This window comes from Pseudomonas sp. GZD-209 (assembly GCF_049310485.1).
Lineage (GTDB): Bacteria > Pseudomonadota > Gammaproteobacteria > Pseudomonadales > Pseudomonadaceae > Aquipseudomonas > Aquipseudomonas sichuanensis.
This window is the reverse complement of sequence record NZ_JBMOWQ010000160.1, coordinates 1-6751: the sequence shown is the minus strand read 5'-3', so window position 1 is coordinate 6751 and position 6751 is coordinate 1. Positions and strand designations below refer to the sequence as shown.

Here is a 6751-nt window from a genome sequence, read left to right as displayed (position 1 = left end):
AGGGTCTGTCGGGATGGTTCCCGCTATACCCCCCCCCCCCCCCCCCCCCCTGGCCCTGACTGTTACCCCCTCAGCAACAATCCCCTGCGACATTTTGTCTTTTTTTCTTACAACTTCCCCTATATCCTCCCCGCCGCAAGCTGAATCGCTTCACCGAATACCTTTCGCAGCCTTTTCCCTTCGATGCTCCCACGCCTCGTTGCGCTTGCCGTTTCTTCAACAATCAAAAGATAGCGCTATCTCATGCTCCAGTTGCCCACTACCCGCTACGCCGGACTCGCCCTTGCCACCCTGCTCGGCAGCCTGTCCCCCACCACCAGCGCCAGCGAACTGTTCGCCAAGGACTCCCCCTGGATGCTCGGCGACTGGGGCGGCACCCGCACCGATCTGCTGGAAAAGGGCTACGACTTCACCCTCGGCTACACCGGCGAGATGGGCAGCAACCTGCACGGTGGCTACAGCCACGACCGCGCCGCACGCTACAGCGACCAGTTCACCTTCGGCGTGAACATGGACCTGCAGAAGATCCTCGGCTGGCATGACACCGAGTTCCAGCTGACCGTCACCGAACGCCACGGCGACAACATCAGCAACGACCGCATCAACGACCCCCGCGTCGGCGGCTTCACCTCGGCCCAGGAAGTCTGGGGCCGCGGTGAAACCTGGCGGCTGACGCAGATGTGGATCAAGCAGAAATACTTCGACGGTGCGCTGGATGTGAAATTCGGCCGCTTCGGCGAAGGCGAAGACTTCAACAGCTTCCCCTGCGACTTCCAGAACCTGGCGTTCTGCGGCTCGCAGGTCGGCAACTGGGTGGGCGGCATCTGGTACAACTGGCCGGTCAGCCAGTGGGCGCTGCGCGTGCGCTACAACCTCAACGACGAACTCTATGCCCAGGTCGGGGTGTTCGAGCAGAACCCGTCCAACCTCGAATCGGGCAACGGCTTCAAGCTCAGCGGCAGCGGCACGCAAGGTGCGGTGATGCCGGTCGAACTGGTGTGGAGCCCGCGGCTCAATGGGCTGAAAGGGGAATATCGCGCCGGCTACTACTACAGTAATGCCAAGGCACAGGATGTTCTGAAGGACAGCAACGGCGCCCCGGCCGCCATCAGCGGCGCCGCCTACCGCAGCAGCTCGAGCAAGCACGGCCTGTGGCTCGGCGTGCAGCAGCAGGTGACCGCGCAGGCGTCCGACCAGTCGCGTGGCCTGAGCCTGTTCGCCAATGCCACGGTGCACGACAAGAAGACCAATGCCATCGACAACTATGTACAGGCAGGTGTGGTTTACAAAGGGCCGTTCGACGCCCGCGCCAAGGACGACATCGGTTTCGCCCTGGCCCGCGTGCACGTCAACCCCGGTTACCGCAAGAACGCCCGCCTCATCAACCAGGCCGCCGGTCTCTACGACTACGACAACCCTGGCTACCTGCCCGTGCAGGACACCGAATACAGCGCCGAACTCTATTACGGCATCCACCTGGCCAACTGGCTCACCGTGCGCCCGAACCTGCAGTACATCCGCCACCCGGGCGGCGTGTCGCACGTCGATGACGCGCTGATCGGTGGCCTGAAGATCCAGAGCACTTTCTAACCTCCCCTTCCACTCTACGGAGAACAGACGATGAGCACTGACGGTGCCAACAATGGAACCCGCTGGCTACCGCGCCTGATGGGCGTGCTGCTGTTGCTGATGGGCCTGGCCCTGCTGGCCGGCGGCATCAAGCTGAGCCAGCTGGGCGGTTCGCTTTACTACCTGATCGCCGGGATCGGCTTTGCCCTGTCCGGCATCCTGCTGCTGGCCAAGCGCCGCATCGCCCTGGGCCTGTACGGCCTGGTGCTGCTGGGCAGCACGGTCTGGGCCCTGCTGGAAGTCGGCCTGGATTGGTGGCAGCTGGTGCCACGCCTGGCCATCTGGTTCGCCATCGGCGTGGTGCTGCTGCTGCCGTGGGCGCGTCGCCCGCTGATCGGCCCGGCCTCCAGGATCAACACCGCCCTGCTCAGCGTGGCCGTGGTCGCTTCCGGCGCCACCGCCGTGGCCAGCCAGTTCACCCACCCGGGCGAAATCCGTGGCGCGTTCACCCGCGACGACAGCGAAATGGGCAGCGCCGCACCGGCCATGCCGGACGGTGAATGGCAGGCCTACGGCCGTACCGAGCACGGCGATCGCTACTCGCCGCTGCGCCAGATCACCCCGCAGAATGCCTACCGCCTGGAAGAAGCCTGGCGCATCCGCACCGGTGATCTGCCGACCGAGAACGACCCGGTCGAGCTGACCAACCAGAACACCCCGCTGAAAGTGAACGGCATGCTCTATGCCTGTACCGCCCACAGCAGGCTGCTGGCCCTGGACCCGGACACCGGCGCCGAGATCTGGCGCTTCGACCCGCAGGTCAAGAGCCCTACCGGCACCTTCAAGGGCTTCGCCCACATGACCTGCCGTGGCGTCTCCTACTACGACGAGAACAGCTACGTCAGCCGTGACGGCAGCCCCGCGCCGAAAATCACCGACGCCGGCCAAGCCGTGGCCCAGGCCTGCCCGCGCCGCCTCTACCTGCCGACCGCCGACGCCCGCCTGATCGCCATCAACGCCGACAACGGCAAGGTCTGCGAAGGCTTCGCCAACCAGGGCGTGATCGACCTGACCCGCGGCATCGGCCCGTTCACCGCCGGTGGCTACTACTCCACCTCGCCGGCGGCGATCACCCGCAGCCTGGTGATCATCGGCGGCCACGTGACCGACAACGAGTCGACCAACGAGCCGTCCGGCGTGATCCGCGCCTATGACGTGCACGACGGGCACCTGGTGTGGAACTGGGACAGCAACAACCCGGACGACACCAAGCCCCTGGCCGACGGCAAGTTCTACAGCCGCAATTCGGCCAACATGTGGTCGATCGCCAGCGTCGATGAAGACCTCGGCATGATCTACCTGCCGCTGGGCAACCAGACCCCCGACCAGTGGGGCGCCGACCGCACCCCGGGCGCCGAGAAGTACAGCGCCGGCATCGTCGCCCTGGACCTGGCCACTGGCAAGGCGCGCTGGAACTACCAGTTCACCCACCATGACCTGTGGGACATGGACGTCGGCAGCCAGCCGACCCTGGTCCACCTGAAGACCGACGACGGCGTCAAGCCCGCGGTCATCGTGCCGACCAAGCAAGGCAGCCTGTATGTGCTCGACCGCCGCGACGGCACGCCGATCGTGCCGATCCGCGAGATCCCGGTACCGCAGGGCGCGGTCAAGGGCGACCACACCGCACCGACCCAGGCCCGCTCCGACCTCAACCTGCTCGGCCCCGACCTGACCGAACAGGCCATGTGGGGCGCCACGCCGTTCGACCAGATGCTCTGCCGCATCCAGTTCCGCAGCCTGCGCTACGAAGGCCAGTACACCCCGCCGTCCGAGCAGGGCAGCCTGGTCTACCCGGGCAACGTCGGCGTGTTCAACTGGGGCAGCGTGTCGGTCGACCCGGTGCGCCAGCTGCTGTTCACCTCGCCCAACTACATGGCCTTCGTGTCGAAGATGGTGCCGCGTGAGCAGGTTGCCGAAGGCAGCAAACGCGAAAGCGAGACCAGCGGCGTGCAGCCGAACACCGGCGCGCCGTATGCCGTGACCATGCACCCGTTCATGTCGCCGCTGGGCGTGCCGTGCCAGGCCCCGGCCTGGGGCTATGTGGCCGCCATCGACCTGTTCACCAACAAAGTGGTGTGGAAGCACAAGAACGGCACCACCCGTGACAGCACCCCGGTACCGATCGGCATGCCGGTGGGCGTACCGAGCATGGGCGGCTCGATCGTCACCGCCGGTGGCGTGGGCTTCCTCAGCGGCACCCTGGACCAGTACCTGCGCGCCTATGACGTGAAGAACGGTGAAGAGCTGTGGAAAGCCCGCCTGCCGGCAGGCGGCCAGGCCACGCCGATGACCTACACCGGCAAGGACGGCAAGCAGTACGTGCTGGTGACCGCTGGCGGGCATGGCTCGCTGGGCACCCGCATGGGCGATTACATCATCGCTTACAAACTCGCCGAGTAAGCCTCAGCCCCATCGCGGGGGGGGGGGGGGGGGGGGAAAAAAGAACAAATTATATGGCTGCGGGGGGGGTGGGTAGGATTGGGGGAGCTCCCCTCGTATGGTGTTGTGGGGTGGGGGTGGGGGGCTCTCCCCCCCCCGCGATGGCATCAACCCCTCCCCCCTTCGTCTACCATTGAAACCTGCCCCCCACTGCCCCATCTAAGCACCATAGCCATTCACGCAGGTGCCCCATGAGCGACCAGCAGGATTTCCCGGACCGCCCCGACGAACACAGCGAAGTCGAACACCCCGACCACGCCACCGGCGCCGGCCACCACCTCGCCCTGCCCGGCCAACAGCTGCCGGACAAGGTCTACGTGATCCCGATCCACAATCGCCCGTTCTTCCCCGCGCAAGTGCTGCCGGTGATCGTCAATGAAGAGCCCTGGGCCGAAACCCTCGACCTGGTGGCCAAGACCCCGCACCACTCGCTGGCGCTGTTCTTCATGGACACCCCGGCCGAAGACCACCGCCACTTCGACACCAAGGCCCTGCCCCAGTACGGCACCCTGGTGAAGGTGCACCACGCCAGCCGCGAAGGCGGCAAGCTGCAGTTCGTCGCCCAGGGCCTGACCCGGGTGCGCATCCGCACCTGGCTCAAGCACCACCGCCCGCCCTACCTCGTCGAAGTCGAATACCCGCACCAGCCGGCGCAGCCCACCGATGAGGTGAAGGCCTACGGCATGGCGCTGATCAACGCGATCAAGGAGCTGCTACCGCTCAACCCGCTGTACAGCGAAGAGCTGAAGAACTACCTCAACCGCTTCAGCCCCAACGACCCGTCGCCGCTCACCGATTTCGCCGCCGCGCTCACCTCCGCCACCGGCAGCCAGCTGCAGGAAGTGCTGGACTGCGTGCCCATGCTCAAACGCATGGAGAAAGTGCTGCCGATGCTGCGCAAGGAAGTCGAAGTCGCGCACCTGCAGAACGAGATTTCCGCCGAGGTGAACCGACAGATCGGTGAGCACCAGCGCGAATTCTTCCTCAAGGAACAGCTCAAGGTCATCCAGCAGGAGCTGGGCCTGACCAAGGACGACCGCAGCGCCGATGTCGAGCAGTTCCAGCAACGCCTGCAAGACAAGACCCTGCCCGAGCAGGCGAAAAAACGCATCGATGAAGAGATGGGCAAGCTGGCCATCCTCGAAACCGGCTCGCCAGAATACGCCGTCACCCGCAACTACCTGGACTGGGCCACCGCCCTGCCCTGGGGTGTGTACGGCGACGACAAGCTCGACCTTGCCCACGCCCGCAAGGTGCTGGACCGCCACCACGCCGGGCTCGATGACATCAAGGAACGCATCCTCGAATTCCTCGCCGTGGGCGCCTGGAAAGGCGAGATCAGCGGCTCGATCGTGTTGCTGGTGGGCCCGCCCGGGGTGGGCAAGACCAGCATCGGCAAGTCCATCGCCGAATCCCTCGGCCGGCCGTTCTACCGCTTCAGCGTCGGCGGCATGCGCGACGAGGCCGAGATCAAGGGCCACCGCCGCACCTACATCGGCGCCCAGCCGGGCAAGCTGGTGCAGGCGCTGAAGGAGGTCGAGGTGATGAACCCGGTGATCATGCTCGATGAGATCGACAAGATGGGCCAGAGCTACCAGGGCGACCCCGCCTCGGCGCTGCTGGAAACCCTCGACCCCGAGCAGAACGTCGATTTCCTCGACCATTACCTGGACCTGCGCCTGGACCTGTCCAAAGTGCTGTTCGTCTGTACCGCCAACACCCTGGACTCGATCCCCGGGCCGTTGCTCGACCGCATGGAAGTGATCCGCCTGTCCGGCTATATCACCGAAGAAAAACTGGCCATCGCCAAGCGCCACCTGTGGCCCAAGCAGCTGGCAAAGGCCGGTGTCTCGAAGAGCAGCCTGAGCATCAGCGACAGCGCCCTGCGTACGGTGATCGAGGGCTATGCCCGCGAGGCCGGCGTGCGCCAGCTGGAAAAACAACTGGGCAAGCTGGTGCGCAAGGCGGTGGTCAAGCTGTTGGAAGACCCAGGCGCCAAACTGAAGATCGGCAACAAGGAGCTCGAGCCAGCCCTCGGCATGCCGGTGTTCCGCAGCGAACAGGTACTGGCCGGCAAGGGCGTGATCACCGGCCTGGCCTGGACCAGCATGGGCGGCGCCACCCTGCCGATCGAGGCCACCTGCATCCACACCCTCAACCGCGGCCTCAAGCTCACCGGCCAGTTGGGGGATGTGATGAAGGAGTCGGCGGAAATCGCCTACAGCTATGTCAGCTCCAACCTGAAGCAGTACGGTGGCACGCCGGGCTACTTCAACGAGGCCTTCATTCACCTGCACGTGCCCGAAGGCGCCACCCCCAAGGATGGCCCCAGCGCCGGTGTGACCATGGCCAGCGCGCTGTTGTCGCTGGCCCGTGACCAGGTGCCGAAGAAAGGCGTGGCCATGACCGGCGAGTTGACCCTGACCGGGCAGGTGCTGCCGATTGGCGGCGTGCGCGAGAAGGTGATTGCCGCGCGGCGGCAGAAAATCTTCGAGCTGATCCTGCCCGAGGCCAACCGTGGCGATTTCGCCGAGTTGCCGGAGTATCTGAAGGAAGGGCTGACCGTGCACTTCGCCAAGCGCTTTGCCGACGTGGCGAAAGTGTTGTTCTGACCGATCCCGATCGCGGGGGGGAGAGAGGCCCCCAACCTCAACACGATAGGGGAGAGGGGGGCCCGGCT

The 6751-nt window shown here is 65.5% G+C and carries 3 protein-coding genes; all 3 read left to right on the top strand.

The window, feature by feature from the left end:
* Positions 1-243 precede the first annotated feature (243 nt).
* The 3 genes from ACO6VM_RS18535 to lon all read left to right on the top strand — a co-directional run bounded on the left by ACO6VM_RS18535 (position 244) and on the right by lon (position 6683).
* The gene (locus ACO6VM_RS18535) at positions 244-1590 is read left to right on the top strand and encodes a carbohydrate porin (protein WP_390967174.1); all 1347 of its coding nucleotides are present in this window, start codon (positions 244-246) and stop codon (positions 1588-1590) included.
* A gap of 30 nt (positions 1591-1620) precedes the next feature.
* The gene (locus ACO6VM_RS18530; RefSeq protein ID WP_422403625.1) at positions 1621-4032 is read left to right on the top strand and encodes a glucose/quinate/shikimate family membrane-bound PQQ-dependent dehydrogenase; all 2412 of its coding nucleotides are present in this window, start codon (positions 1621-1623) and stop codon (positions 4030-4032) included.
* Positions 4033-4262: 230 nt separating this feature from the next.
* Entirely contained in the window at positions 4263-6683 is a 2421-nt protein-coding gene (lon, locus tag ACO6VM_RS18525) for an endopeptidase La (protein ID WP_422403624.1), read from the top strand.
* Positions 6684-6751 lie beyond the last annotated feature (68 nt).